Annotated in this window: 24 protein-coding genes and 1 tRNA gene; 6 read left to right on the top strand and 19 right to left on the bottom strand. The window is 67.1% G+C overall.

Annotated elements, in window-relative coordinates:
• The first annotated feature begins 6 nt into the window (after window positions 1-6).
• Entirely contained in the window at window positions 7-645 is a 639-nt protein-coding gene (locus tag Q7W51_04585) for a hypothetical protein (GenBank protein MDO8847646.1), read from the top strand.
• Between the two features lie 131 nt (window positions 646-776).
• On the opposite strand, the gene uvrB is transcribed toward Q7W51_04585, so the two are convergent.
• The 9 genes from uvrB to polA form a co-directional block, all read right to left on the bottom strand.
• Entirely contained in the window at window positions 777-2,843 is a 2,067-nt protein-coding gene (gene uvrB, locus Q7W51_04580) for an excinuclease ABC subunit UvrB (GenBank protein MDO8847645.1), read from the bottom strand.
• Between the two features lie 8 nt (window positions 2,844-2,851).
• Window positions 2,852-3,463 (bottom strand): dephospho-CoA kinase, encoded by a 612-nt coding sequence (coaE, locus tag Q7W51_04575; GenBank protein ID MDO8847644.1) that lies wholly within the window; start codon window positions 3,461-3,463, stop codon window positions 2,852-2,854.
• Window positions 3,464-3,547: 84 nt separating this feature from the next.
• On the bottom strand, window positions 3,548-4,993 hold the full coding sequence (gene rpsA, locus Q7W51_04570) for a 30S ribosomal protein S1 (GenBank protein MDO8847643.1): 1,446 nt from the start codon (window positions 4,991-4,993) through the stop codon (window positions 3,548-3,550).
• A 287-nt stretch (window positions 4,994-5,280) separates the two neighbouring features.
• Window positions 5,281-6,027: an ABC transporter permease gene (locus tag Q7W51_04565; GenBank protein ID MDO8847642.1), complete on the bottom strand. Its 747-nt coding sequence runs from the start codon at window positions 6,025-6,027 to the stop codon at window positions 5,281-5,283.
• A gap of 9 nt (window positions 6,028-6,036) precedes the next feature.
• Window positions 6,037-6,849 carry an ABC transporter permease gene (locus tag Q7W51_04560; GenBank protein ID MDO8847641.1) on the bottom strand — a complete coding sequence of 271 codons (813 nt, stop codon included), beginning with the start codon at window positions 6,847-6,849 and terminating at the stop codon, window positions 6,037-6,039.
• Entirely contained in the window at window positions 6,846-7,826 is a 981-nt protein-coding gene (locus Q7W51_04555) for an ABC transporter ATP-binding protein (GenBank protein ID MDO8847640.1), read from the bottom strand. Before Q7W51_04555 ends, Q7W51_04560 begins: the two co-directional genes overlap by 4 nt.
• 104 nt (window positions 7,827-7,930) lie before the next feature.
• Window positions 7,931-8,845 (bottom strand): HAMP domain-containing sensor histidine kinase, encoded by a 915-nt coding sequence (locus Q7W51_04550; protein MDO8847639.1) that lies wholly within the window; start codon window positions 8,843-8,845, stop codon window positions 7,931-7,933.
• Window positions 8,842-9,558, bottom strand: coding sequence for a response regulator transcription factor (locus Q7W51_04545; protein MDO8847638.1), 717 nt, complete (start codon window positions 9,556-9,558; stop codon window positions 8,842-8,844). The genes Q7W51_04550 and Q7W51_04545 overlap by 4 nt, the downstream gene beginning before the upstream one ends.
• A gap of 30 nt (window positions 9,559-9,588) precedes the next feature.
• Window positions 9,589-12,225, bottom strand: a complete 2,637-nt coding sequence (polA, locus tag Q7W51_04540; protein MDO8847637.1) for a DNA polymerase I — start codon at window positions 12,223-12,225, stop codon at window positions 9,589-9,591.
• An 81-nt stretch (window positions 12,226-12,306) separates the two neighbouring features.
• Here polA and Q7W51_04535 point away from each other — a divergent pair, with 81 nt between their 5' ends.
• Complete coding sequence (locus tag Q7W51_04535) at window positions 12,307-12,903, top strand: methyltransferase domain-containing protein (GenBank protein ID MDO8847636.1); 597 nt, start codon at window positions 12,307-12,309, stop codon at window positions 12,901-12,903.
• Between the two features lie 20 nt (window positions 12,904-12,923).
• On the opposite strand, the gene Q7W51_04530 is transcribed toward Q7W51_04535, so the two are convergent.
• From Q7W51_04530 to Q7W51_04520, 3 genes are all read right to left on the bottom strand, one after another.
• The gene (locus Q7W51_04530; GenBank protein MDO8847635.1) at window positions 12,924-13,577 is read right to left on the bottom strand and encodes a hypothetical protein; all 654 of its coding nucleotides are present in this window, start codon (window positions 13,575-13,577) and stop codon (window positions 12,924-12,926) included.
• 60 nt (window positions 13,578-13,637) lie between these two features.
• Window positions 13,638-14,309: a response regulator transcription factor gene (locus Q7W51_04525; GenBank protein ID MDO8847634.1), complete on the bottom strand. Its 672-nt coding sequence runs from the start codon at window positions 14,307-14,309 to the stop codon at window positions 13,638-13,640.
• 112 nt (window positions 14,310-14,421) lie between these two features.
• A complete protein-coding gene (locus Q7W51_04520; GenBank protein ID MDO8847633.1) occupies window positions 14,422-15,768 on the bottom strand; it encodes a glutamine synthetase family protein in 1,347 nt (448 codons plus the stop codon).
• Window positions 15,769-15,921: 153 nt separating this feature from the next.
• On the opposite strand from Q7W51_04520, the gene Q7W51_04515 reads away from it, so the two are divergent.
• Window positions 15,922-16,476, top strand: coding sequence for a GNAT family protein (locus tag Q7W51_04515; protein ID MDO8847632.1), 555 nt, complete (start codon window positions 15,922-15,924; stop codon window positions 16,474-16,476).
• Here Q7W51_04515 and Q7W51_04510 read toward each other — a convergent pair whose 3' ends face one another.
• From Q7W51_04510 to Q7W51_04485, 6 genes are all read right to left on the bottom strand, one after another.
• On the bottom strand, window positions 16,477-17,313 hold the full coding sequence (locus tag Q7W51_04510; GenBank protein MDO8847631.1) for a hypothetical protein: 837 nt from the start codon (window positions 17,311-17,313) through the stop codon (window positions 16,477-16,479).
• Window positions 17,314-17,326: 13 nt separating this feature from the next.
• The gene (locus tag Q7W51_04505) at window positions 17,327-18,838 is read right to left on the bottom strand and encodes a glutamate synthase-related protein (GenBank protein MDO8847630.1); all 1,512 of its coding nucleotides are present in this window, start codon (window positions 18,836-18,838) and stop codon (window positions 17,327-17,329) included.
• 1 nt (window position 18,839) lies between these two features.
• A complete protein-coding gene (locus Q7W51_04500; protein MDO8847629.1) occupies window positions 18,840-19,979 on the bottom strand; it encodes a glutamine amidotransferase family protein in 1,140 nt (379 codons plus the stop codon).
• Window positions 19,980-20,074: 95 nt separating this feature from the next.
• Window positions 20,075-21,424, bottom strand: a complete 1,350-nt coding sequence (locus tag Q7W51_04495) for a heterodisulfide reductase-related iron-sulfur binding cluster (GenBank protein ID MDO8847628.1) — start codon at window positions 21,422-21,424, stop codon at window positions 20,075-20,077.
• A gap of 190 nt (window positions 21,425-21,614) precedes the next feature.
• Complete coding sequence (locus Q7W51_04490) at window positions 21,615-22,196, bottom strand: response regulator (protein ID MDO8847627.1); 582 nt, start codon at window positions 22,194-22,196, stop codon at window positions 21,615-21,617.
• Window positions 22,197-23,621, bottom strand: a complete 1,425-nt coding sequence (locus Q7W51_04485; GenBank protein ID MDO8847626.1) for a histidine kinase N-terminal domain-containing protein — start codon at window positions 23,619-23,621, stop codon at window positions 22,197-22,199.
• Between the two features lie 148 nt (window positions 23,622-23,769).
• On the opposite strand from Q7W51_04485, the gene Q7W51_04480 reads away from it, so the two are divergent.
• Entirely contained in the window at window positions 23,770-24,345 is a 576-nt protein-coding gene (locus Q7W51_04480; protein MDO8847625.1) for a hypothetical protein, read from the top strand.
• A 40-nt stretch (window positions 24,346-24,385) separates the two neighbouring features.
• A tRNA-Leu gene (locus Q7W51_04475) sits at window positions 24,386-24,472 on the top strand.
• Here the strand turns inward: Q7W51_04475 and Q7W51_04470 are convergent.
• Window positions 24,473-25,765: an MFS transporter gene (locus tag Q7W51_04470; GenBank protein ID MDO8847624.1), complete on the bottom strand. Its 1,293-nt coding sequence runs from the start codon at window positions 25,763-25,765 to the stop codon at window positions 24,473-24,475. It abuts the tRNA gene before it with no gap.
• A gap of 70 nt (window positions 25,766-25,835) precedes the next feature.
• Between Q7W51_04470 and Q7W51_04465 the strand changes: the two genes are divergently transcribed.
• Window positions 25,836-26,861, top strand: a complete 1,026-nt coding sequence (locus Q7W51_04465; protein MDO8847623.1) for an adenosine deaminase — start codon at window positions 25,836-25,838, stop codon at window positions 26,859-26,861.

The following is a 26,861-nucleotide window of genomic DNA, read 5'->3' as shown; positions in this document are numbered from 1 at the left end:
GTACCGATGACCGCCGAACCATCCGCCACTGGCACGGGCAAGAGCGTCCCTGTCTGGGTTCTCGTCGTGACCCTGCTGCTGGTTGCGATCATCGCCGGCGGCACCGCGTGGTACCTGTCTTCTCGCGCGACCGATGATGACGCATCGGTTGCCGAGGACGCCACGGAGACTGAGACCGAAGCGCCCGAGACAGAGACCGAGGCCGAAGTCGGGTCCGAGGTGGTGGAGACCGGTGAGGACGTGGCGGAGGTGCCCAAGCCGAGTTACGTACGCTACGCATACGTGCGCGCAGTCACCGGCTCAACCGGCGCATGGGAGGCCAGCGTCGACCTCTTCGACATCTTCACCGGCGCCGAGGCCGACGCGTATGCGTCCAGCCACGGCATGACCGTTCCGGGCAACGGAATCCTCTACGTCAACGAGTCGGAGACTCCCGAGTCGGTGCCACTGTCGGATGCCGCTCTCATCACCTACAACACCGGTGGCGTGGAGGGGCTTGAGACCCATTCCGCGACCATCGAGCAACTGCGTGACTACGCGGCGGGCTCCACAACCGCGATGCCGGACGCATTCCGCGACCAGTGGAAGGTGACAGTCGAGAACGGCGTCATCACGCGGGTAGAGATGATTGCTGTGGCGGACTGACGCGGCACGGCGGAACCTAAGCGGAGTCACTCCGCAGCAGGGGAAGGTGCCGAGGAGGCATGTCCTCCGAGGCACCGAGGGCCCCCTGCGAGGACTACGCAGCGTGGTTCACGGCGTACCGCGTCATGGCACTAACGCTTCCGCTTGCGCACCCCGTGGGCGCTGCCGCGCCGGGCGCCCTGCTTCAGGCGCGAGAGGACCTCATCGGCGGTGGTGGACTCCACTTCAGCCTTGATCTTCACGACCTGGTCGCGAAGGCGCGCCGCGCTCTCGAAGTCGAGCGCCTCGGCAGCGCCGTGCATGTCCTCTTCCATCGCCGCGATCACGCGCGCCAACTCCTCGCGCGGAAGCTTGCCCAGCTCGCTCGCTACATCCACGCTCGGCTCGAGGCCGACCTCCGTTTCGCGAACGTACTGCGCGATGTCGTGGATCGCCTTGCGGATCGTCTGAGGCTCGATCCCGTGCTCGGCGTTGAACGCCACCTGGCGGGCGCGACGGCGGTCGGTCTCATCCATGGCCGTGCGCATCGAGTCAGTGACCTTGTCGGCGTAGAGGATGACCTCACCGGAGACGTTACGCGCCGCCCGGCCGATCGTCTGGATGAGCGAGCGGTGGTTGCGAAGGAACCCTTCCTTGTCCGCGTCGAGTATCGCCACAAGCGAGACCTCGGGCAGGTCGAGTCCCTCGCGGAGCAGGTTGATGCCCACGAGACAGTCGATGACCCCGGCCCGAAGGTCCCGCAGGATCTCCACACGCTCGAGCGTGCCGATGTCCGAGTGCATGTAGCGGACCTTGATGCCGTGTTCGAATAGGTAGTCGGCCAGGTCCTCGGCCATCTTTTTGGTGAGGGTGGTGACGAGCGTTCGCTCGTTTCGCTCGGCGCGCTCCCGCACCTCGCCCATGAGGTCGTCGATCTGGCCGTGGGTCGGGCGCACTTCGATCGCAGGGTCGACGAGGCCGGTGGGTCGGATGATCTGCTCGACGACGCGCTGGGCGGTACGCATCTCGTAGTCGCCCGGCGTGGCCGACACGAAGACCGTCTGCGGGATGCGCGCGCGGAACTCGTCGAACTTGAGCGGCCGGTTGTCGAGCGCGCTCGGCAGCCGGAATCCGTGCTCCACGAGCGTAAGCTTCCGCGAACGATCGCCCTCGTACATGCCGTGGAGCTGCGGGACGGTCACGTGGCTCTCGTCGATGATGCACAAGAAGTCCTCGCCGAAGTAGTCGATGAGCGTGTGCGGCGGCTCCCCGGGGCTGCGACCGTCGAGGTGCCGGGAGTAGTTCTCGATCCCGTTGCAGTAGCCCATCTCCTCGAGCATCTCAAGGTCGTAGGCGGTGCGCATCTCGAGCCGCTGAGCTGCGAGGAGGTTGCCCTCGGTATTCAGCTGCACCAGCCGCTCGTGCAACTCCTCGCGTATGTTGGCGATGGCACCCTGCAGCTTCTCCTTCGGCGTCACATAGTGTGTCGCTGGCCAGACAGGCGTGGCGGTGAATCGGTTGATCACCTCGCCGGTGACGTGGTCGAACTCCGTGATCGACTCGATCTCGTCGCCGAAGAACGCGACCCGGATGGGCACATCGGCGTACGGCGGGAAGATGTCGAGCACATCTCCCCGCACCCTGAATGCACCGCGCTGGAGCTCGTAGTCGTTGCGGTCGTAGTTCACGTCGATAAGGTCGCGGATGAGCTGGTCGCGATCGTACGTGACGCCCTCGGAGAGGAAGACCGCCATGCCCGCGTAGTCCTCGGGCGAACCGATGCCGTAGATGCACGACACGCTGGCGACGACCACCACGTCCTTGCGTGAGAGCAGCGCCGCAGTGGCCGCATGGCGGAGCTTCTCCACCTCGGCGTTGATGCTGGCGTCCTTCTCGATGAACGTGTCGGTGGTGGGGACGTATGCCTCGGGCTGGTAGTAGTCGTAGTACGAGACGAAGTACATGACCGCGTTCTCGGGCATCGTGTCGCGGATCTCGCTCGCGAGCTGCGCGGCAAGCGTCTTGTTGGGCGCAAGGATGAGCGTGGGCTTCTGGACCGCCTCGATGAGCTTGGCCATCGTGAAGGTCTTGCCCGAGCCGGTGACGCCGAGAAGCGTCTGGTCGTGCAGGCCAGCGCGGACGCCTTCTGCCAGCCCCGCTATCGCGGTGGGCTGATCGCCGGCAGGCTCGAACTCGGAAACGACCTTCAGCTCGCGCACATGCTCTCCTACATGCCTCGGGAGTCGATCTCATTCTCCCAGAACGCTATGACATCGCGCTTGAACTCGTCGAGCTCCCCGTCGTTCTCGATCACGTAGTCGGCGATCTCGCGTCGTTCTGCATCGCCGGCCTGTCGCGCGATGCGATCCTCGGCGTCCTCCTGCGACATGCCGCGCGCCGTGGCCCGCTCGATCCGGGTGTCCTCGTGAGCCGAGATGGCAAGCACCGCATCCACGGGCTCGAGAAACAGAGGCGACTCGGCCAGCAGCGGGATCACGAGCACCACCGTGCGCGGCGCGTCGGCCTGCAGCGCGAGCGCGTCGAGGGCGCCGGCCGTCGCTGTGAACACCGCAGGGTGAACGACAGCGTTCAGACGCGCGGTGGTCTCCTCCGAGGCGAAGGCGGCTGCGGCGAGCGCCTTGTGGTCGATGCGCCCGTTGGACCCCACTACTCCCTCACCGAATGCCGCCACAACGCGGTCGCGGACCGCCGGCACTTCGTCGAGCAGGGTCTTTGCCACATCATCCAGATCGATCACCAGCGCGCCGCGCTCGGCGAAGACGGCTGCAGCCGTGGACTTGCCCGATCCGAGGCCGCCGGTGAGTGCGAGTACGTACATGCTGCCCTCCAGATGGTTCGGGGCCGAACCCGCACTTTCGCGCAGGGCCGGCCCCGGTCGGTTCGCTAGCGACAGTGCGACGGGCTAGTCCTCCTTGGACTCGTCCTCGTCATCCTTGTCGTCATCATCGTCATCATCGTCGTCATCATCATCGTCGTCATCATCGTCGTCATCGTCATCATCGTCGTCATCATCGTCGTCCGACTCCGCGGACTCCTCAGACGCCTCGGGCTCCTCGGTCTCAGCGACTTCCTCGACCTCAGCAACTTCCTCGACCTCTGCGGGCTCCTCAGACGCCTCGGGCTCCTCGGTCTCAGCGGCCTCCTCGACCTCTGCGGGCTCCTCGACCTCAGCGGCCTCCTCGACCTCAGCAGCCTCCGGAGCCTCAACGGCTTCCTCGGCGGACTCGACAGCCTCGACGGCCTCGTCGGATTCGGCGCCCTCTTCGGCATCCTCGCTGTCGTCCGGCACGGCGTCGGGGAGACCAAGCTCCTCGTTGGCGGCGCGGATGGAAAGCGAGATGCGACGGCGATCCATGTCGACGTCCTGGATCTTGATCTTGATCTCGTCGCCGACATTCACGACATCTTCCGGCTTCTCGACGTGACCGCGCGCCATCTCGGAGATGTGCACCAGGCCCTCGACGTTGTTGCCGATCTCAACGAACGCGCCGAACGGGACGATCTTGGTGACCTTGCCGTCCATGATGGCGCCGATCTGGAACTCCTTGACGAGCTGCTTCCACGGATCGTCCTGGGTCTGCTTGAGGCCGAGGGAGATACGCTCGCGGCTGAGGTCGACGTCGAGAACCTGAACCTCGACCTTGTCGCCCACCGCAACGACCTCGGACGGGTGGTTCACGTGGCTCCATGAGAGCTCGGAGATGTGCACGAGTCCGTCGATGCCGCCGAGGTCCACGAAGGCGCCGAAGTCGACGATCGAGGAGACAGTACCGGGAAGGATCATGCCCTTCACGAGCTTGTTCAGAATGTCCTGGCGCTCCTGCTTGCGGTCCTCTTCGAGCACCACGCGGCGGGAGAGCACGACGTTGTTGCGGTTGCGGTCCATCTCGATGACGCGCGACTCGAGGCGCTCGCCGAGGAACATGTGGAGGTCCTTCACGCGGCGAAGGTCCACGAGCGAGGCAGGCAGGAAGCCGCGCAGGCCGATGTCCAGGATGAGACCACCCTTGACGACTTCGATGACCTCGCCCTCGACGGTCTCGCCGGCTTCGAACTTCTTCTCGATGTCGTTCCACGCGCGCTCGTAAGCGGCACGCTTCTTGGAGAGGATCAGGCGGCCGTCCTTGTCTTCCTTCTGGAGGACGAGGGCCTCGATCTCGTCGCCGAGCTGCACGATATCGGCAGGGTTGGCGTCCTTGCGGATCGAGAGCTCGCGCGCCGGGATGACGCCTTCGGACTTGTAGCCGATGTCGAGAAGGACCTCGTCCCGCTCGACCTGGACCACGGTACCGGTCACCAGATCACCGTCGTCAAAGTCGGTGATGGTGCCATCGATAAGGGCGTGCATCTCCTCGTCGGTGTACTCGTGATCGTCGTGCTCGATGTAGCTGTCGTTCTCGTCTACCACTTTGGTGGCCCCTTTCGTGCTTCGGGGGCCCCGGGTGCCAACGTCTCGGTCGCTTTGCTTTCCGGTCGGTCATGCTCTCGGGGGCCAACAGGACTGTGCGCTGCGCGCAGGTGCGCAGAAGCCCTAGGATGATACCACCCGGGGCCGTGTGTTGGGTAGTCAGCGGAAGAAGGCGCCCGTCGCTCGCGACCGGACGCCTTCTGTCATGCTGCGCGTGCCACGATCTCCTACCCCCGGCTGTCAGCGCGATTCGTCCAAACAAGCGTTGCCGCAATGCCGATGACCGCCAGCCCTACGGCGATCGCCCACGATCCGGCCGTGAGCCGCGTCTCAATCGGAATGATCGGGCCGAAGAGGGTTCCTCCCACTACCGACGGCATGGCCCAGGGCAGCCAATCGCCCCAGCCGGCGATGCCTCCGAGCATGCCCGCGAGAAACCCAGCAGCCGACAGCATCATCGGCGCGAACACGCCCCGGCTCACAACCGCGACCAACGCGATCAGGGGCTGGGTGAGCAGGATCAGCAGCGCCACGGTGAGTACATCGCCAACAACCGGCCAGACCTCTGCCCATGCGAACCCGTCGAGACCCATTGCGAAGGCCGCGAGCCCCTGGGCAACCAGTGAGAGAATCGCGAGCACGAAGACCCAGACGCTCAGCACCGCGAACTTGGCGAGAACGAAGTACTCGCGGCGCGCGGGCGCAGTCAGCATGTTCGGCGACACGCCCTCGGCATACTCACGACCGAACACGAACGCGGTGATGAGCCCGAAGAGGAGGATGCCCCACCAGGTACCCATGGTCATCGCACCGAGCTTGAAGAACTCGGGCCAGGACAGCTGCGATTCCCCGGAGTCCTGAGCGTACGCGAAGATGTTCGACATCACAGGTGCAAGCAGGACCGTGACGACACTCCAGAGCGGCAGCGACGCTCGCTTCAGTTTGGTCAGCTCGGCTGTGAGTGCCCGGACCACCACAACCGCCTAAGCCGCTTCGGCGGTTCGGTTGACCCTGCGAAGCACCAGCAGCATCCCGACGGCGAACACAGCGAACGCGATCACCCATGACACGGCCGTCAGCTCACCCCTGAGCGGCATCCATGTGACACCGAACAGTACGATCGGCATGCTCCAGGGGACGTATGCGGCGAAATCCGTTCCGATCAGGCTGCTGGCGACCGTGAAGGTTGCGAGCGCGAAGAGCATCGGCCAAAGATAGCCCTTTCGGCGAAGTGAGAGCCACGCCACGAGCGGCAGCGTGAGGTAGAGCGGCAGCATCGCGTACAGCGTGTCCACGAAGGCTCTCCAGACGTACACCCACTTGAAGCCTTCGAAGCCGAGGTAGATCGCATCAACCCCAACCTGCGCGATCACCGCCAGCAGCCCGAGTCCGATCGCCCAGACCGCGACCACGACCATTTTCGCGACGACAAACGCCTCACGCCTCACTGGCAGCGTGGCCGAGGCGATGTCGGTCCCCTCGCGCAGCTCGCGCCCGAACACGTACGCGGTGACGAGGCTGAGCAGCATCATGCCCCATGCGCCGGAGACACCCATCGGGATGAAGCGCATCGCCGTCTCCCAGTTGATCTCGATGATGCCAGCGTCCACAAACACGTTGTCCTGCGCGCTCGTATCGCCGGCGGCGACCTGCGCCTCCATATCGAGCACCAGGTCCTCGAGCACCGGGTACGTTGCCAGCCCGATCGAGGTGTAGCCGATGATCACCAGCGCGGTCCACAGGATCATGCGCGACCTCTTGAGCTTGCTGAACTCCGCCTGCAGCGCCCGTATCACCGCACGTCCCCCCTCGCCGTGGCGGGCGCTGCCGTCGCGCCCTCGCCGTTGCCGTGACCGCCCGTGAGCTTCACGAAGTGGTCCTCCAGGTTCTCCTCGGACATGTGCGCCGAGATGATGCCCACGCCGGACTTCACGAGCGTGGTGGTGTACTCCTCGGCGCGATCGAATCCCGAGTACACGCGCACGATGCCCCCCTCGTGCACCGCGAAGTCCCGCACCTTGCAGGTCTCCTCGAGCGCCCATGCCGCGCGGTGCGCATCGGACACGCGGAACTCCAGGTACTCGCGGTTGCGCTCGCGCAGCTCCGCGTAGCCGATCTCCTCCAGCAGGCGCCCCTCGTGGATGATGCCGATGGTGTCGGCGAGCTGCTGCACTTCGGAAAGGATGTGGCTCGAGAGGAACACCGTGGTGTTGCGCTCGGCGGCGAGCCGCTTGAGCAGGGCACGAACGTCGGCGATGCCCACGGGGTCAAGGCCATTGGTGGGCTCGTCCAAGATGAGCACCTCAGGCTTGTGCAAGAGCGCCCGCCCGAGTCCGACCCGCTGCTTGTTGCCGAGCGACAGCGTGTCCACTCGCCTGTCGAGGTACTCGCCAAGGCCGCAGAGCTCGACCGCCTCGTCCACCCAGGTCCCGCGTCGCAGGCCGAGCAGCTTGCGCTGCAGCTCGAGGTTCTCGCGAACAGTGAGATTGCCGTACGCGCCCGCGGCCTCCACCATCGAGCCGATCCGGGCGAACGCGCGCACCACGTTCGGCGCCATCCGGTGGCCGAGGATCTCCACCGAGCCGGCGGTCGGCTTGATGAGCGCCAGCATCAGGCGGATCGTGGTGGTCTTGCCTGCGCCGTTGCGCCCGAGGAACGCGTAGATCTCGCCCCGGCGCACGGTGAGATTGAGATCGCGTACCGCCGTGACCGAACCGAACCGCTTCGTGAGTCCCTCGGTGCGGATCACGGTCTCGCGTGTGACATCCGACATCTGCGCACCCCCTTCATCACCCAGTGTCGGACGTCAGGCTGACGCCGCGCTTGCGCAATCCTTACGATTCGCTGAACTCCGGGCCGGCCGAGCGCCAGGCGGCCCTAGTCTCCGACGGGTGCCGCGGGGAAGACGAGCGAGAACGCGACCGTGCCCGCGCCGATCCGCTCGACCCCGACCGACGCCCCCATGCGGTTGGCCAACTCGCGCGCGATCGAGAGCCCAAGCCCGGCGCCGCCGCCAGTCCCGGCCACACCGCGCTCGAAGAGCCGCTCGGTGTCGGCTGGCAGCTCGGCACCATCGTTGATGAGGCGCACCACGCACGTTTCGCCTTCGCTCGCGACCGACACCGAGAAGACCGTCATGCCCCGTGCGTGTCGCACCGCGTTGGAGATCAGGTTGTCCAGGATGCGTGCCACAGCCGAACCATCGGCGTCCACCGTGCATGCGCGCTCGGGTATCTGCACCGCCACAGCGACGGTCCGTGCGGCAAGCTGCGGCTCGAACCCGAGGACCGCCCGGCGGACCGCTTCGGCAAGATCGAGGGGTACGCGCCTGAGTTCGAGGTCGCCCGCGTCGAGCCGCGCCTCGTAGAAGAGGTCGTCGGTGAGCTCGGCCAGCTCGTCGGTCTTGGCCGCGATGATCGCCAGATATCGGTCGGGATCATCGCCGAGGCCGCGCTGCAGCGCGTCCACGTAGCCCGCCACAGACGCGATCGGGGTTCGCAGGTCGTGGGACACGTTGGCAAGCAGTCGGCGCTGCGCTTCGTCCCGCACCGCAGCAGCCTCGCGTTCGGTCTGCATCGCGTCGGCGAGGGTGTTCACGCCCTCGGCGATGCGGCTCGCGCTGTCCGACCCCGGCATGATGATGCGATGCGCCAGGTTGCCCCGCGCGAGCTCGGCCACGCCCTCGGCCACGCGGCGCACGCACGCCCGGCGGCGTGCCGTGAGCGCGAGGTCCACGCCGAGACCGGCCGCAAACGCCGCCATGAGCGCTGCGATGAGCGTCCAGCCGGTCACGACGCACCACCCGAGAAGCGGTAGCCGATGCCCCACACGGTGGTGATCAACGTCGGCTCGTCGGGGTGCTCCTCGATCTTGGTGCGCAGGCGGCGAACGTGGACTTGCACGGTCGAAAGGTCGCCAAGCGGCGCCTCGCCCCACACGCTCTCGTAGATCTGCGCTTTCGTGTACACACGCGCGGGGTGCTCTGCGAGCATCGCGAGCAGATCGAACTCCTTGGCCGTGAGTTCCACCTCGGTACCGCGGACGGTGACCCGCCGGCGCAAGAGGTCGATGCGCACCGGACCGGCTTCGATCACGGCCTCCTGGTCGGTGCCCCGCGCCATCGCAGCACCGGCCCCACCGCTCGCGTACCGCCTGAGGTGCGCCTTCACGCGCGCGACGAGTTCGATCGGGCTGAACGGCTTGGTCACGTAGTCGTCGGCTCCCACACCCAGACCGACCGCCTTGTCCACGTCGGTGTCGCGAGCGGAGAGCATCATGATGGGAACGTCCGAGCGTTCGCGGATGGAACGTGCGAGGTCGAAGCCGTCACCATCGGGCAGCATGACGTCGAGGATGGCGAGCACGAACTGCCCGCTGTCGAAGGCGGCCAGTGCATGCGCCACGTCCTCGGCGGTCGTGACTTCATATCCCTCGGCTTCGAGGTTGAGCCTCACGACCTCACGGATCTCCGGCTGGTCGTCAACGACCAGGATGCGTCCCCTCACGATCCCCCCTTCCAACCCCTAGCCCGTCCCCTACTTGGCCCTGGCCCAGTTTGGACCCGACCCCACGCCCACCTCAAGCGGCACGTGGAGCGATGCAATGCCCGTCATCGCCTCGCACACCATGGCCGAGAGCCGTTCGAGCTCGGCCGGCGGCGCCTCGAAGACGAGTTCGTCGTGTACCTGCAACACCATACGCGCCTCAAAGTGCTCCTCGCGCAGCCGCCGGTCCACCTCGACCATCGCGAGCTTCATGAGATCGGCAGCCGTGCCCTGCATCGGGTGGTTCATCGCCGTGCGCTCGCCAAAGGAGCGGAGGTTGTAGTTGCTGCTGCGGAGCTCGGGGATCGGCCGGCGACGGCCGTAGAGCGTCTCCGCGTAGCCGTTTCTGTGGGCTTCCGCGATCGTCTCGTCGAGGTAGGCGCGCACGCGGGGGTACGCGGCAAAGTAGCGATCGATGGTGAGTTGCGCCTCGGCGTATCCGATGCCGAGCGAGTCGCCGAGGCCGTGCGCCGAGATGCCGTACACGATGCCGAAGTTGACCGCCTTGGCCTTGCGGCGCATCTCCGCGTCCACCGCCTCGGGATCCACGCCAAAGACGCGTGCCGCAGTGGCGGCGTGGAAGTCGGCCCCCGAGGTGAACGCCTCGATGAGCCCCGGGTCCCCGGACAGATGCGCGAGGATGCGAAGCTCGATCTGCGAGTAGTCCGCGCCCACCATGAGGTCTCCGGCGCGCGCGGGCACGAACGCCGCCCGGATGCGGCGCCCCAGCTCGGTGCGCACGGGGATGTTCTGCAGGTTCGGACTGCTGCTGGAGAGCCGTCCAGTGGCCGCGACCGTCTGGTTGAAGGTGGTATGCAGCCGCCCGTCCTCGCCGAGGAGGCGCGGCAGCGCGTCGATGTAGGTGCTCGTGAGCTTGGTGAGCTCGCGGTACGCCACGATCTTCTGCGCGATCGGGTGGAGCGGCGCCAACGCCGCGAGCACGCTCGCGGCGGTAGAGTAGCCGGTCTTCGTCTTCTTCTGGGTGGGCAGCTGCAGCTTGTCGAAGAGCACCTCGCCGAGCTGCTTGGGCGAGTCGATAGTGAACTCGCAGCCGGCAAGCTCGTGGATCTCAGACGCAAGCCTGCCGATCTCCGCGTGTGTCTCGGTCGAAAGCGCGTCGAGCACCGCGCGGTCCAGCCCGACGCCCAGCTCCTCCATGCGCACGAGCACCGGCACAAGGGGCATCTCGATCTCGTCGAGGCAAGGCGTCGCTCCCCACGCCTCGAGCTTCTCGCGCAGCACGGGCGCGAGGTCGGCAGCGGCCTGTGCCTCGGCAGCGAGGTCGCCCGGCTCGAGCGAACGGCCGAGGTGCTCGGCAGCAACCGACGCGATGCCGAAGTCGGAGCGGTTGGCGGCGAGCAGATAGCCGGCGATGCCGCAATCGAACAGGCGCGCCGGGTCGATGAGCGCTGCGGTGCTCGGTCCGGCGTCGACGGTAGATCCGGGCGGGCAGAAGCCTTCGACGATCGCCTTGGTGTCGGCGGCGCTCCAGCGGCCGCTCGCCACGAGCGCCTGCCAGATCCCAGCCGCGGTAGCGCCGCGCAGCACGGTGGCGCACCCGCCGCTTGCGAGTGCGAGCGAGCGCTCCTCGGCGAACAGGCACGCTTCGTCACCCGCACCGGCGGCCACGCCCACGAAGGAGAGCGGCGGGTCTGCCGCAAGCGCACGCGCCCAGGCCTCACCCTCGGCGCCCCCGAGCACGCGGCATCCTGCGGCGGGCGTAAGCTCGGCAGGCTCCTCGGCCGTCTGCGCTCCCGCTCGCCCCGCCCGCAGGCGTGGTATGAGCGAGGTCATCGCAAGGTCGGTGAGCGCGCCGAGCGCCGCCTGGTCGTCCCAGACGCCCCACGCTATCGTTCCCAGATCGATATCCACCGGTACGTCGCGCCGGATGGTGGCCACCACCCGGCTCGCGAGCGCCGCCTCGGTGTTGGCGCGGATGTTCTCGCCGAGCTTGCCGGGAATCTCCTCGGCGTGCTCGAGCACCGCGTCGAGCGTCCCGTATTCCTGCAGCAGCTTGGCTGCGGTCTTCTCCCCCACGCCCGGAATGCCCGGGATGTTGTCCGACGTGTCACCCTTGAGGCCGAGGAAGTCGGCCACCTGCTCGGGCGTCACGCCATAGCGTTCGACGACCGCATCGCTGTCGTAGACGACGATGTCGGTGATGCCCTTCTTGGTGCTCACCACACGCACGTTCTCGTCCACGAGCTGCAGCGCGTCCTTGTCGCCGGTGACGAGCAGCACGCGCATCCCTTCGGCGGAACCGCGTGCCGCAAGCGTGCCGAGGACGTCGTCGCCCTCCCACCCATCGGCCTCCACGATCGGAATGGCGAGCGCGCCGAGGAGGTCCTTGATCATCGGGAACTGCACCTTGAGCTCGGGGTCGGTGGGCGGGCGCTGGATCTTGTACTGCGCGAGCGCCTCGGTGCGAAACGCCGGCTTGCCGCGATCGAACGCGACCACCACGGCGTCCGGGCCGAGGTCGGCCACCATCTTGAAGAGCATCGACATGAACCCGAACACGGCGTTGGTGGGCCGACCGTCCGGGGCGGTCATCGATGGCGGCAGCCCGTGAAACGCGCGGTGTAGCAGGCTGTTGCCGTCGATGACGGCGATGGTGCGCTGGGGCATGAGCTGCCTTTCGGGTACGTACTCGGCAGGTGTGCCGCGGTTACCGCGGCACATGTATCGATTCTACCCGAGGGGCGTGACGTGGGCTTCTTCAACTGGGCAGCACCGTGGGTGCGGCGCTACGGCGACCGCTTCTCCGCCGAAGACGTGGCGAGCATCGCCGAATGGCTGCGCCCCGCAGTGGAGCCGGGAGGACATGTACTCGATGTGGGCGGCGGCGCGGGCCAGCTCGCCGTGCTGCTCGCCGATGCACTCCACGCGCGCGTGACCGTGCTCGATCCCACCGCCGAGATGGTCGCACACGTTCCCTCGAGCGACCGGATCGCCGCCGTCCAGGGTACCGCCGAGGCGATGCCGCTGCCTGACGATGAGTTCGATGCGATCGTGGTTACCGACGCCTTCCATCACTTCCGCGACCAGCCCGCGGCCGTGGCCGAGTTCGTGCGCGTAGTTCGTCACGGCGGGCTTGTGCTCGTGCTCGACCTGGACCCGAGGCCATTCTCGATGCGGGTCATCGCACTGGCCGAGCGGCTCGTGGGAGAACCCGCCACCTTCATGACGCCCGAGCAGATGTGCGCGTTCATGGCCGCGCACGACATCACCGGCGAGTGCACGCCCGAAAAGGACGCGAGCTACCGGTTCCTCGGACGCGTGGGCAAGGACCGCCCGGCGGCGTAGCCGAGGCCCGCGGTCGCGCGCTACTCCACTACGAGTGTCGCGTCAGCGTACCCTTCGGCGCACACGAGCTCGTACGTGCCGGCCACCGGCGCGGGGATGGTCAGGCTCGCACCCTCGGCGGTGATGTCCTGCGTGATGCCGAGCGCGGGGATCGAAACGGTCGCGAGATGCCCCTGGCCCGCCGAGAACGTGATGGTCAGCGGCACGCCAGCGGGCGTCTTGAAGAACGAGGGCTCGAGCACTTCGCCCGGCACGAGATGGATGCTGCGACCGGTGCCGTCGGCCGTCAGCTGCGTCTCGGCGGCATCCGCAATCGATTGCGTGACGTAGCCACTTGCGGCCAGCTGCTGCCGAAGCGAGTCCGCGGAGACGATCGAGGCGTCGAAAGCGACCGTGAGCGTGAGCGCCTGCGTGTCGAACGCGAGCGTGGCGACGCCTGGCGCGGACTCGAGGCTCTGGAAGATGTGGGACGACTCGTGCGCGGCATCGCCGCCCTCGAGCAGCGTGATGTCGAACACAGCGGTGGCGTTCGGCTCGGTGCGGGACACCGTCATCGTGATCGTGTCGCCCTCGGTCGCAAGCGAGCCGGGCTGCGACCCGCCGGTCACAACGGCGGTCATGGCGATGGCGGCGATCGTGAACGCGATCAGCAGGTGCAGGGGGCGGAGCTTCACTGGGTCTCCTCGTGGGCGGCGACAGTGACACTAGCGAAAGCACGTCGCGTGCCGAACGCCCTACCGACGCCAGAGATACCCGACGTTGCGCACCGTCTCGAGCCGGCGCGCCACCTCCGGTCCAAGCTTCGCCCGTATGCGACGGATGTGAACGTCCACCGTGCGCGCTCCGCCGAAGTAGTCGGTGCCCCACACGCGGCTGAGCAGCACCTCGCGACTGTAGACGCGGTTCGGGTGCGTGATGAGGAACGCGAACAGCGCGTACTCGAGGTAGGTAAACTCGACCGGCACCGGTCCGACATACGCCTGGTAGGTGGCAAGGTTGAGCACGAGGTCGTCCACGCGGATGATGTCGTCCGAGCCGACCTCTTCCCCGGGCCACAGAAGCATCCGAACGCGCGCGCCGAGCTCCTGCGCCGACGCCGCTCGCGCCACGAAGTCCGACGGGCACCGCACGGGCAGCCGAAGCCGCTCGAAAGCATCGTGCTCGACGACGAGCATGAGCCGGACATCCGACCCCGCGGCCGAAGCGGTCTCGGCGAGAGCGACAGCCTCATCCGGAGCGTGGCCCGCCTCGACGACCATGAGATCGCCCGGGGCGCTCGCGAGACGGTTCGCGAAGTCGGCGGTCGTGCAGTAGTCGATCGCCACGTCGAGCGCACCGATCGCCGATTCGATCCAGGCCCTGGTGTACAGGTCGTCTGCGACGACCACCACGTGCTTCACATGCACGGCCACACCTCCTCTCGAGTCCGCCGAACGGCAGCGCCGGGCGGAGGGGTCCGCCCGGCGCCATTGCCGTCGTTACGCTGCGCCGGGACGAAACCCGCTGCAGCTAAAGGTACTACAGGATCGACAGGTACTTGTCCTGCTCCCACGGCGTGACGTACGCCACGTACTCGCTCCACTCGGCCTTCTTGTTGGCCACGAAGAAGCTGTGGATATGCTCGCCGAGGACTTCTTTCATGAGCTCGGACTCCTCGAACAGCGCGATCGCCTCGCCGAGGTCCTTCGGCAGCGTCTTGATGCCGGCGGCGTCCAGCTCCTCATCGGACATGTGGAAGATGTTGTTCGTCGCCTCGGGCGCGAGCGTCAGGCCCTCTTCGATGCCCTTGAGGCCGGCGCCCAGCATGACCGCGAAGGCCAGGTACGGGTTGGCTGTGGGATCGGGCATGCGCAGCTCCACGCGGGTCGCGACTTCCTTGCCGGGCTTGTACATCGGCACGCGGACCATGGCCGAGCGGTTACGGCGGGCCCAGCAGACGTACACCGGGGCCTCGTAGCCCGGAACCAGACGCTTGTAGGAGTTCACGAACTGGTTGGTCACGGCGCAGAACTCAGGTGCGTACTTCAGCAGACCGGCGATGTAGCTCTTGCCGATGGCCGAGAGGTGGTAGCCCTCGGGGTCGTTCGCGTCGAACATCGCGTTGCCGGTCCCCGTGAACAGCGACTGGTGCACGTGCATGCCCGAGCCGTTCTGGCCCTGGATGGGCTTCGGCATGAAGGTCGCGTAGACGCCGTTGGCGTGCGCGATCTCCTTGACGGTGAGGCGGTAGGTCATGACGTTGTCGGCCATGGTGAGCGCGTCGGCGTAGCGCAGGTCGATCTCGTGCTGCGACGGAGCCACCTCGTGGTGCGAGTACTCGACCGGGATGCCGAGCTTCTCGAGCGCAAGCACGGTCTCGCGGCGCAGGTCGCTCGCTACGTCGAGCGGCGTCAGGTCGAAGTAGCCGCCCTGGTCGAGCGTCTCGGTGCCCTTGCTATCGGCGAAGTAGAAGAACTCGAGCTCCGGACCCACGTACATCGTGTAGCCCATGTCGGAGGCCTTCTTGAGCACGCGCTTGAGCGCGTAGCGGGGATCGCCCTCAAACGGGGTGCCGTCGGGGTTCTGCACGTCGCAGAACATGCGGCCGGTGCCGCCGCCGTCGCCGCCGTTGCTGCGCCACGGGAGCATCTGGAACGTCGACGGGTCCGGGAACGCGACCATGTCGGACTCCTCGATGCGGGTGAAGCCGTCGATCGAGGAGCCGTCGAAGCCCATGCCCTCCTCGAATGCGCCTTCGAGCTCGCTGTCGGTCACTGCGAACGACTTGAGGAAGCCAAGCACGTCGGTAAACCAGAAACGGATGAAGCGCGTGCCACGCTCCTCAATGCTCTTGAGTACGAAGTCCTTGTCCATCGTCTTGCTCATGGGCGGTACCCTCCTCTGGATGCCTGTGTACTAGTGCAGCGTACGGAACAGATGTTTCGCGCATGTTTCGGAACCGCGAACGGCGCGAGAAACTTCCCACGTCCCCGCTGTTATGCGAGAGTGGCTGTCAACATCTGGAGAACGGAGGCCGCGATGATCCGCGGTGACAGCATCTACCTCACGCGCTTCGACAGGGCCAACGCCGAGACGCTGCGCGGCTGGCTCAACGATCCCGTCGTCAACGAGTGGCTCATCTCGAGCCAGCTCCCGTACTCCAGCGAGCAGGAGCTCGCCTTCTTCGACCTCACCGAGCGCGAATGGAGCGCCGGCAGCGCATACCGTTTCGAGATCCACGTTGCAGACGACGACCGCCTCATCGGCATCGTCGGGCTCGATGCGGTCAGCCTGCTCCACCGTCGCGCCGAGGTGGGCATCTTCATCGGCTCGGCTCCCGACCAGAACCGCGGCTTCGGCCGGGATGCGATCGTGACGCTCCTGCGCTTCGGCTTCGACCGCCTCGGCCTGCACTCGATCGGCATCAAGGCGAACTCCGAGAACGAGCGTGCCGTGCATCTGTACAGCTCGGCCGGCTTCGTGGAGACCGGTCGCGAGCGCGAGTGCGCGTTCATGCGCGGCCGCTTCCGCGACCACGTGTGCTTCGACATCCTCGAGTCGGAGTTCCATGAGCGCTACGGCCGTCAGGAGTAGCTACATCGAGGCGTAGAGCTTCGCGTACGGCCGGTGGCTCATCGGCGCGATGCGCGTGAACGGACGCGCCAGAATCTCGGCGGCGTCCATCCCCATCGCCGTCGCGTAGTCCTCGATGACGGGCCTGAGCTCGGCCAGATCCTCCTCCGAGGCCTCGGTGATTCCCACCTCGGCGCCACACTGCCACGGCTCCACGGTGCCGCGTACGTAGATGACACCTCCGTGCATGCCCGCGCCGAGGAACGATCCGGCGATCGGCTGGGCCTCATCGCGCGTGTTCATGCCGAGTAGCACGAGCATGCCGCCGGCCATGTACTCGCCGAAGAAGTCCCGCGCCTTGCCGCCGCAGACGAGCACCGGCACGAGCTTCTCGTATGCCTTCATGTGGATGCCCACGCGGTAGCCCACGTCGCCTTTGATGTAGACGCGACCGCCACGCATGCCGTAGCCGAGCACGTCGCCGGCGTCGCCATGCACCACGACGCGGCCGTTGCTCATGGTGTTGCCCACGCCGTCTTGCGCATTGCCGAAGACCTCGATCTCGGTGCCGTCGCCGAACATGGCCATATCGTTTCCGGCGCACCCCTGCACCTCGACCTTCACGCCGGAGACGCGCAGGCCGCAGCCGATGTAGCGCTGGCCGTTCACGCCGGAGAGCGTGATCGTCTTCGCGCCTGCCGCGATCTGATCGCGGACGGCGTCGTTGAGCTGCTGGTAGTAGACGCCCGTGGCGTCGATCGTCACCGCGTCGCCGTTGCGCTCGATGGACGGCGCCACGTAGCGGTAGCCCTCGATCACGCCGGCGGGCGGTGCAACGCTTGCTGGCTTCATCATCATCTTCGGCTCTCCCCTACAGTCCGGCCGGCTTGACGCCGAGGATGCGGCACGTCTGCTCATCGAGTCCCACCGAGCGCAGCCGCTCGCGGCTGCCGCGCAAGCTCTCGACGGCGTTCACGCCGAGCGCGCCGAGGATCTCCTGCAGCTCGTGGCTCCACGCATGGATGAGGTTCGTGAGGCGCTCCGCCCCCCACTCGGGATCGATGCGGCGCGTGAGCTCGGGCTTCTGCGTGGTGATGCCCCACGAGCACTTGCCCGTGTGGCAGCTCTGGCAAAGGTGGCAGCCGAGCGCGAGCAGCGTGGCGGTACCGATCGCCACCACGTCGGCGCCGAGCGCAATCGCCTTGGCCGCATCCGCCGAAGAGCGGATCGAGCCGGCCGCGATGATCGACGTCTGATTGCGGATGCCCTCGTCGCGCAGCCGCTGATCCACTGCCGCCAGCGCGATCTCGATCGGGATGCCGATGTGGTCGCGGATGACCTGCGGCGCGGCGCCGGTGCCGCCCTTGAAGCCGTCGAGGTAGATGTAGTCGGCACCCGCGCGAACGATGCCCGAGGCGATGGCCGCCACGTTGTGCACCGCCGCGATCTTCACGCCGACCGTCTTGTAGCCGCTTGCCTCTTTGAGCGCGTAGATGAGCTGGCGCAGGTCCTCGATCGAGTAGATGTCGTGATGCGGCGCCGGCGAGATGGCATCGCTACCCTGCGGGATCATGCGCGTGGACGAGACTTCGCGGTCGATCTTCTCGCCCGGCAGGTGACCGCCGATCCCCGGCTTGGCGCCCTGGCCGATCTTGATCTCGATGGCCGCGCCGCGCTGCAGGTACTCGGGGCTCACGCCAAAGCGGCCCGAGGCCACCTGGACGATCACGTTGTCCTGGTAGGGGTAGAGGTCCTCGTGCAGGCCGCCCTCACCGGTGTTCATCAGGATGCCGCAGCGCTCGGCTGCCATCGCGAGCGACCGGTGCACGTTGAGCGACACGGAGCCGTAGCTCATGGGCGCGAAGATGATGGGCGTGTCGAGCTTCACGTTGCGCTCGAGCCCGGTGCTCCCGGCAAGCTTGAAGCCACCCGTGCCGTTGGGCTCCACCGCCACACTGTCGGACTTGCGGCCGAGGTAGGTGCGGAGCTCCATCGGCTCGCGGAGCGGGTCGATGGACGGGTTCGTGACCTGGCACGCATCGAGCACGAGCTTGTCGAAGATGCGCTCGTACGGACGCGGGTTGCCCATCGAGGTCAGCAGCACGCCTCCGGTCTCGGCCTGCTTCCAGACCGCCTTGCGGGCGTCGGTGGACCAGTTGTCGTTGTCGCGGAATGCGAGCGTGTTCTTCTCGATGGTGATGCAGTGTGCCGGACAGTACGTCACGCAGCGGTGGCACGCGCGGCACTTCTCGTCGTGCGGGATCGGGCGCTCGTTGAAGTCGTAGACACCCCAGCCGCACTGCTGCACGCAGCGCCCGCACTTGTGGCACTTGTCGTAATCGATCTTGACCCGGAACTCGGGCTGCACGAAGGTCTGCTGCATGCTAGACCGCCACCTCCTCTATCTCACAGGCGGTCTCCACCGCGGTCACGGCGCACGATATCTCGGCGGGGCTGGCGTGAAGCTGGCTGTGGAACGGCAGGTCCATGCCCTTCACGCGCGCGATGACCGGCTCACCGGCCTTCGGCATCCAGACGTCGTCGGGCTCCGGCATGATCGTGCGGATCGCGCTCTCTTCCGAGGCGACCATGAGCTTGCTGCCGCTGCGTGCCGCCACGAGCGGGCGGAGCTTGATGCGGTCGTTCAGCGCGACCATGCCGCCATTGAAGCCGAGCACGATGGCGAAGGGGCCGTTCAGCATGCCCGGGCCGTACACCGCGCGGAGCGAACTCATCAGCGCGGCCTGCTCGGGATCCATGCGATCGATCTCAGTCCAGAGCGCGGGCGCAAGCGCCTTGCACGCGAGCTCAAGCGGGAGCTTGTGCCGACGCAGCAGCAGGTCGAACAGGTATGCCGCCACCTCGGTGTCGGTGCCGAGCGAGCACGTGTAGCCGAACTGCTCGAGGTAGCGGCTGTTGATGCCGTAGCTCGAGATCTCGCCGTTGTGCACGATCGACCAGTCGAGCAGCGTGAACGGGTGCGCCCCGCCCCACCAGCCCGGTGTGTTCGTGGGGAAGCGGTTGTGGCCGACCCACGTGTGGCCGGCGTACTCCTCGAGGCGGAAGTAGTGGCCGATCTCCTCGGGGTAGCCCACGCCCTTGAACGCGCCCATGTTCTTGCCCGAGGAGGCGACGAACGCACCGTCCACGCGAGCGTTCACGAGCATGACCACGCTCACGACGTAGTCCTCGGCGGTGACCTCGCGCTCCTCGAGCAGGTGCGCGTGCGGGGTCATGAAGTAGCGCCACAGCAGCGGCGCGTCGGTGATGCCCTTCACGGGACGCGTGGGCATCGGCTCGGCGACCTCGATCAGGAAGTGCTGGTCGAGGATCGCCTCGGCCTCCTCTTTGGCCTTGAGGTCGTGATACATCATGTGGAAGCAGAAGTGGTCCGGGAACTCGGGGTAGATGCCGTAGCCGGCAAATCCGCCGCCGAGGCCGTTGCCGCGATCGCGCTGCACGGCCATCGCGAGGATCGGCTCCTCGCCGCTCATGAGAGCGCCGCTCTCGTCGCAGATGCCCATGAGGCCGCAGCCGCCGTGGATCTTGAACGGCGACTCCTCGCGGTAGTTCGCGGGTGCGAAGTTGTCGTATCGGCTCAGGTCGTAAGGCATGTCATTCACTCCTTCTCCGCGGAAAGCGGGGACGGTTCGTTCGCACCCAGCAGGCGGGCGATCGCATCGCCGCCGCCTTCGGGCAGGGGCTCGAGTCCGAGCTTCTTGCGCGCGCCCTCGCGCGGCTTGCCGAGCGCGCCCGTCTTGAGGAACTCAGCGTAGGCCGCAGCCACCGACTCCGGGCCGTGCCCGCCCTCGAGCGAGAGCTCCTTGAGCTGGCGGAAGACGTCGGCCATGCCGATGCGGCTGTGGCACATCTCCTGGCACGTGTAGCACTCGAGGCACTTCCATAGCTGCCCGTCGGCGACGATCGCATCGAGGTTGCCGGCGAGCAGCGCGGCGATGATGTCGTTCGGCTGGAAGGTGGGGTCCACCTTGCAGACCGGGCAGTCGTCCTTGCACGCCTGGCACGAGTCGCACTTGGCGAGCAGCGCCACGTCGAAGTGCTCGGCAAGCCGCTGCTTGTCGCCAGTGCGCGCCTCCCACTTGGCGAGGAAGCTGTCCACCGGCACGCGATGCATGTCGAGGCCGAGTTCGGCGGGCGCGTGCCCCATCGCGAGCGCGATGAGTTCCGAGAGGTAGAAGACCGGCACGTGCACGTCTTCGTTCGCGCGCTGGAGCGCCGCCTGGTTGAGGTCGAACTGCTGGAAGCAGCTCGGGCAGACCACCACGAGCGCGTCGGCGCCTTCGTTCTGCACGTCGTAGAGCTTGCGCCGCGCGAAGGCGAGCGAGCCCTCACGCTCTCCCACGCGGTCGAGCGCACCGCCGCAGCACTGCATCTTGGTGGTGTAGTCCACGACCTTCGCGCCGAGGGCCGCGACGAGCTCCTCGACCTTGGTCGGGTTGAGCGGGTCGTCCCATCGCACCGCGGGCTGTGGGCGAAGCAGGTGGCAGCCGTAGTGCACGGCGACCTTCATGCCCCAGAGCGGCTTGGTGACCTTCGCGCCGAGCGACCCGACGCCGACGGTGTCGGCCAGCCACTCGGCAAAGTGCACGATGTCCAGATCGCCCGTGTAGTGCAGCTCCTCTGTGGCGAGACGCTCGTTGATGCGCTCGCGACTGCGCCAGTCGCTGCGCAGGTGGCTTGCGGCCTCCTTGAAAGTCGAGTAGCAGCCGTTGCACGGCGTGACCACGCCGAGCTCCGCCTTCTCGACGATTGCGAGGTTGCGCGCGGCGGCCGTGTAGAACGCGTCCTCGTCGTTCGCCTTCACGAGCGTGCCCTCGGGGCAGCAGGTGTGACCCGCAAGCTCGTGCACGGTCGCGCCGAGGTCCTCGAAGACCACGCGCGTCGACTTCTCGATGAAGGGGAACCTCGCAGGGATCGTGCATCCCCAGAAGACCGCGAACTCCCTCATGCGTGCCGCCTCTCATTGCCAGACAAACGAAAACGCCCACCCGGACCACGTTGGGTCCGCTGTGAGCGTCATTGCTCGCATCTTGGATTCGGCTCGCCGTTGAGCCGTGCAAGGGATTCTAGCAGGCGCCGGGCCAAGTGTGAAGATGTGGCCGAAACGCGGAGGAAACCCGGGGCAAACCGTGCGAGCCTTACCCCGCGGCGTCGGCGGCGAGTACCACGGCCTCGGCGACGTCTTTGAGCGACATCCGGCGATCCATGGCAAGCTTCTGCAGCCGGCGGAACGCCTCGGGCTCGGTCATGCCCTTGGTCATGAGCACGCCCTTGGCTCGATCGAGCGCCTTGCGCGTTTCGAGTCGCTCGGTGAGGTCGTCCACCTCGGCCTCGAGCGCACGCGCCTCGGAGAAACGCGAGACCGCAACGGTCATCGCCGGCACGATGTCGCGCTTGGAGAACGGCTTGATGAGGTAGGCCATGGCGCCCGCGGCAGTGGCCTCGTCCACGTACGACTGCTGCGAGAACGCGGTCACCATCACCACGGGCGCGATGCGCTCCTCGCCGATGGCGCGCGCGGCCTCCAGGCCACCGGTGCCGGGCATCTTCACGTCCATGAAGATGATGTCGGGGCGCAGCTCGCGGGCGAGCGCGATCGCCTCGGCGCCGTTACGCGCCTCGCCGACGACCTCGTGGCCCTCTTCGGCAAGCATCTCGCGCAGGTCCATGCGGATGATGGCTTCGTCTTCTGCGATGAGCACGCGCACGGGCAGGATCACCTACGTCCGTTCGGGGACGGGCACGCGAACCGACACGAGCGTGCCGGCCGCCGTGCCGAATGAGAGTGTACCGCGCAGGTCGTCCTCCACGATGGTGCGCACGATCGCCAGGCCGAGGTTGGCCGATGCGCTGACCGAGAAGCCGTCCGGCAGGCCGCGCCCGGTGTCCTTGACGGTGAGCGAGACCTCCGAGGCGGTGCCCCGCATGGTCACGGTGACCGAGCCCGATCCCGACGCGCCGATGCCGTGCTGGATCGCGTTGTGCACGAGCTCGACGGCGACAAGCGCGAGCGAGGTGGCGACCGGCGCGGGCACGAGGCCCGTCTCCCCCTCGACCACGAGCCTGATGTCCGCTCCCGGACCGATGAGGCTACGCCCGACCATCTCGACGACGGTCCGCACCACCGCCGACAGGTCCACCGACTCCTCGGCGGACTCGGCGAGCATCTCATGGACGACTGCCATCGACGACACCCGCTCCACCGCCTCGCCGAGCGCGAGCGCAGCCTCGGTGGTGGAGGACCGACGCGCCTGGATGCGCAGCAGACTGGCGATCGTCTGCAGGTTGTTCTTCACGCGATGGTGCACCTCGCGGATAGTGGCTTCCTTGACGCGCAACTCCTGCTCGCGCCGCCGCGCGTCGGTGACGTCTTCCACGAGCACCAGCGCACCCTCGGCGAGCGCGATCGTCCGGTAGCGGAGCGAGCGGCCGCGGACCTCGAGCGTCATCTCGCGCGCGGCGCCAGTACCGAGCACCGGCGTCACGGTCGAGGCGCCGCCCGGAAGCGCCGAAGCGGGGCTTCCCACGAGCGTGCCCTCGGTGCCGGCGAGCCGCATGATGTTGACGGCGTTCGGGCTGGCGTAGGTGACGGCGCCACTCTCCGCGACCTCGATCACGCCGTCGCCGGCAAGCCGGGTGGTGGAGTATGGGGCGTCGGCGTCGAGGTCCGTGATCGGCGCAGTCTGCAGCCGTTCGAGCACCAGGGCCGCAAGGCGCATGAACGCGACTTCCATCTTGCCGGGAGCCTCGGCCACGCTCTGGCCGACATGGCGGACCACCACCGCGTACGGATGCTCCGCCGGTCCGATGGGATAGCCCGTAGAGGTGAACGCGATACCGCGGCGGATGCGGCGATGCGTGCCGCATGCGACGACGCCGCCTTCGAGCGCGTCGTACGCCTCCGGCTCGTCGGTGCGCACCACCGACTCGCCCACCCGCGTCACCGGCACCGCCGCCGCCGCGGTCATCGGACGGGCGTCCGCAAACACGCGCAGGTCGCCGCCCTCGGCAGCAACGAGCAGCGCCACATCCCCGTAACCCAGGTCGGCGGCCAATTGCAGGTTCGCGGCCACGTTGGTGATGTGGTCGCGTTCGGCGGGAGCGAGCCCTGACAGCGGGGCGCGCGCGGATGATGGTGTGCTCATGCTGAGGATTATACGCATGCGACGGTAGGACCGAAGCGGCCGAAGGAGTCGTGTGGCAACGCCCCCCGCATCACCATCATGTCCGACACCCGTACATCCGATGTATCAGGTAGAATCCATCTGGAATCTGATCGCGGGGAGGGAAGAGATGTCGTTCGGCACGTCATCGACCTACATCTACGCGTACGTCGCGTTCGCCGCAGTCTACCTCGTCGCCAGCTTCACCTTCGTCGCGGCAGCACTCCGGGTGAGCACGGGACTCTCGCGTGCACGTCAGACCGCGCCCGCAGAGGTCACTGTGGAGCCCACCTCTTCGGCGGGCAGCCTCATCGATCACGGCCAGAAAATCGTCGACTACACGCAGCTCGCCACGCTGCTTCCGCTCGTCTACATCGTGGGGAGCATGTTCCTCGGCTCAGTGATCGTCCGCGACGCCGGACTCGCCCGTCTGGTCAACGTAGGCTGGGTGGTCTTCACCCTTCTGTGCGCGGCGGCAAGTGTCGGGCTCGCCGCCCTCGGCATCCGCGAGTCGGGCGCCATCAGCCGCACGCCCACGCTCGCGGAGGACCTCGCCGGACGCGCATCCGACGCACTTCAGCGCATCGGCACGCGCCTCGGCGTGAGTGCGGCCCTGCTGCTTCTGGTGGCGGTGTTCACGCTGCTGAATCTGTGGTCGATCGTGAGCAGTCTCGACGTGCTGAGAGCGGCCGACTTCCTCTTGTAGGCTCCATGCGCGTTACTATGGTGCGTGCGCGCATCCCTGCGCCCGGGTGGCGGAATTGGCAGACGCGGAGGTCTCAAAAACCTCTGGCCGAAAGGTCGTGCGGGTTCGATTCCCGCCCCGGGCACCATCACTCCTCGGCATGCGCCTCGTTAGGCGTCACGTCCCCGGCCCGTGCCCCGCGGTAGAGCGGCGCAGCAAGCAGCAGCATCGCCCCGCCCGCGAGCCAGGCCACCGGGATCGAGACGGCCCGGGACAGCCATCCCAGGCCCAGCTGCCCGCCGGACGCGCCCCCGTCGGCGAAGAACGCGTCGAGCGACAGCACGGTCGCGCGCTGTGCCGATGGGATCTGGCGGTTGAGAAACGCCTGGCGAACCGGGGTCTGCACGCCGAGGATCACGCCCAGGACGATGTAGAGCCCTGCCGCCACCAGGAAGACGGGGATACCGTACGACGCGGCGGGTACCACGATGCCGACGAGACCGATGGCGAGCACGAGGAGCGCCTGCCCGAGTGCCGCCACCGCCAGCACGTTGCCTGCGTTACGCCGCTTCGCGCCCTCGCGCATGACGCGCCCCACCAGTGCGCTGCCGATGATCCCGGAAAGCGCGAAGGCGGCCGTCACCACGCCGTTCACCCACACCAACTCCCGCGCGAGCAGGTCGAGGAAGTACCGCTGCCAGGAGTAGAAGCCGAAGATGAAGAACACGCCCTGCGCGGCCGATGCGAAGAACAGAAGGCGTACAACGCGATTACGCCACCCGAATTCGGTCCCCTCGCGCAGTATGCTGCGCGTCTCCTCGCCGAACCGACGCCATTCAAGAGGCCGAGGCTGGAAGCCCACGTCGCGCATGGCGACCGCAACGAAGGCGAACGCCAGCAGAAGCACAACGCTCCGCACGTAGTACGGCAGCGCCAGGTCGACCTGCCCGAGGAACCCTCCTCCGAGCGTGCCCACGAGGGTGGCTGCGCCGAACACGATCTGCCCTCGGGAGAACACGCCGTCGAGCGGACGGGCATACCCCGTGTACGCGAGGGCATCGACCAGCCAGGCGTCCATCGCCCCCGTCTGACAGGTGAAACCGAATCCGATCAGGACCGAAGCAAGGACGAACATGCCGATTCCGAGGTGCATCTGCGCCGTCAGCACGTAGAGCACTGTCGCGACGGCCAGCGCCCCGATGCCGAGCAGGAACGACGCCTTGCGGCCGATCGTGTCGGCCACCACCCCGGTTGGAACCTCGAAGACCAGCTGGCCGAGGGTGAAGCTCGCGTTGACGACCATCACCGTGAAGATGTCGAGACCCGCATCCAGCAGGAAGAGGGTGTTCACGGCCCAGATGAGCGATGCGGCCAGGGTGAAGAGGCCGTTAGCGGTCAGGTACGTCTTGATGACGCGCGATGAGTCTGGCGCAACTGGCACTGGTTCCCCGTTACCGAAGGGGCATAATCCATCCAGGACTCTGTTCCCTTCATCCCGCGGGGAGGCACATGTGACGCCTGACGTGAGAGCATTCGCCCTCGGACTTCCAAAGGCCGAACTCCATGTACATCTGGAGGGCACGCTCGAGCCGGAGATGATGTTCGAGCTTGCCGCACGCAACAACATCAGCCTCCCGTTCTCCACCGTCCAGGCGGTCCGTGCCGCGTACGACTTCTCGAACCTGCAGTCGTTCCTCGACCTGTACTACGCCGGATGCGCGGCCCTGGTGACCGAAGACGACTTCTACGACCTCACCTGGGCCTACCTGGTGCACGCCGCCGAGGAGAACATCACGCACGTCGAGCCGTTCTTCGATCCGCAGACGCACACCGATCGGGGCGTGCTGTTCGGAACGGTCGTGGCCGGGATCCTTACCGCACTCGAGGACGGTGCGGACCGGTTCGGGATCTCCTACCGCCTCATCATGTCGTTCCTGCGTGACCAGCCGACCGAGAGCGCGCTGCGCACCCTCGAGCACGCGAAGCTCTACGGACATCGCATCGTCGGGGTCGGACTCGACTCGGCGGAGCTGGGACACCCGCCGGAGGACTTCGCCGAGGTCTTCGAGATCGCTCGCGACCGCGGGTACCACGTGGTGGCGCACGCTGGCGAGGAGGGTCCACCCTCGTACATCACCGGCGCGCTCGATGCGCTGGGCGCCGAACGCATCGATCACGGCTACAGTTGTCTGCAAAGCCCGCAGTTGATGGAGCGCCTCGCCCGGGATCGCGTGCCGCTCACGGTCTGCCCGCTGTCGAACGTCCGCCTGCGCGTGGTGGACTCCATGGAGGCGCATCCCATCAAGCAACTGATGGACGCGGGACTCATGGTGACCGTCAACTCGGATGACCCCGCGTACTTCGGCGGCTACCTCACCGACAACTACGTCGCGGTCGCCGAGGCGCTCGGTCTGGGACTCTCCGACCTCGCCACGCTTGCCGAGGCGTCGTTCGAGGCGTCATTCCTCGATCAGGACGCCAAGGATGCCCGCATCGCGGAGGTACGCGCGTACGCTGCATCGCACGGCGTGGAGTAA

The organism is Coriobacteriia bacterium, from assembly GCA_030652115.1.
Taxonomy (GTDB): domain Bacteria; phylum Actinomycetota; class Coriobacteriia; order Anaerosomatales; family Anaerosomataceae; genus UBA6100.
This window is presented reverse-complemented; position numbering and strand designations above follow the sequence as displayed.